This is a genomic window from Moorena sp. SIO4A1 (assembly GCF_010672065.1).
Taxonomy (GTDB): Bacteria; Cyanobacteriota; Cyanobacteriia; order Cyanobacteriales; family Coleofasciculaceae; genus Moorena.
The window spans coordinates 1-1305 of the sequence record NZ_JAAHHX010000806.1; the positions used below are offsets into that span (position 1 = coordinate 1).

General features: G+C 41.9%; 2 protein-coding genes. Both read right to left on the reverse strand.

Annotated features, from left to right (window positions below; genetic code table 11):
• Positions 1-266: hypothetical protein (locus F6K53_RS43070; protein WP_293086799.1), on the reverse strand; the 266-nt coding region annotated here is incomplete at its 3' end.
• Positions 267-367: 101 nt separating this feature from the next.
• Positions 368-1305, reverse strand: a 938-nt coding sequence (locus tag F6K53_RS43075; protein ID WP_293086801.1) for an alpha/beta hydrolase, incomplete at its 5' end; no start/stop codon positions are given.

Below are 1305 nucleotides of genomic sequence, written 5' to 3' on the forward strand. Positions count from 1 at the left end.
CCTTTCTTCCTTGCTTTCTTGATCTTCTTTTGCTGCTTTTGAGAGCGATGGTATTTATCATCCCCCATCCCAGAGTGAACGGGAAACTCTCCTTTCACTTCTTGGTAAATGAATGGTAAATCACGAAAGAAAAACTCTTTCTCGTCCTGACCTAGGCGATATCCAGACATGTGAATGATACAATCAGCGGTAAGCATTTGCTCTTCTACCTTTGATACTATTGAGACTGTGAAACAAGTGATCCCATCCAAATGGGTGCGATGCACTGGTCTTTGTTGATTAAGATTGGTAAACGTCTAATGCTAGTTGGACATCCAGTAACTGCACGTCCTGGGTTAATCGGTGCAGTTACTTTGCATTTATACTACTACTCAAAGCTAGAAATAGCATCTCCGACAACTTTTACAAACTCATAGGTTGACTCATAAGGCAAAACATTACGACCAGGAATTTTACGACCTTCACCTTGAGGAAGATGCTTGATATACTGAGCTAGTCGGTCTTCTGGTGTTTCAGATTTCCCCAGCTTACTAATACTTGAAGCTTGCTCTCCTACTACTACTAGGGTAGGTTGAGAAGTATTAGCGATCGCTTGTTGATAGTTTTGTCGCCAAAAGCCAGCCAAAAAAGAAAAAACTGCGTAGCGGCTAGCTGGATTAATTGCTCCCTTTTGGAGATTATCTAACCATTCCTTATCTACTGTAGAACTCTCAGCAAACAGTTTATTTTCCGAAAACTTTTGCAGGAATTGACGGCGACGAGCATAACGAAAGAAGGCACTACCTAAAGGAGATTCGAGGAGATTCCAAGCAACTCGCTGCTGCCAGTATTGAGTTTCTGCTGTCATCAGAGACCAAGACGGAGGACCTGAGAGTACTAACCCTTGAATATAATTTGGTTCAGTTTGCTTTTGGATCAAGGTAAGTGCCACAGGTAATAAAGCCCCTTGCACTAGCAGAATCACCGGTTTTTTGACTACATTTGTTAAAAAATAGTGTAACTGGTCAGCCCAATCTATAGGGTAGTAAGCAACAGGGGGCATTTCGCTTTCGCCACATCCTAGCAAGTCGGGATTATAAATTAGATGACCATTGCCAGTGTTCAACCACTGCTGGCAAAAGCGATGCCAAAAAAAGCGTGATAGTCCAACACCAATAGGATGGACTAATAGTAGAGGAGTTTTCGTCTTAGCACTTTCATCTGTTGGGGTATAGACTTCATAGGCACAACGGTAATTATGCCAAGTGTAGAATTCTTCTTTATGTAAGGATTTTTGCCAATTATCTGTATTGGGCGAACTGGAAG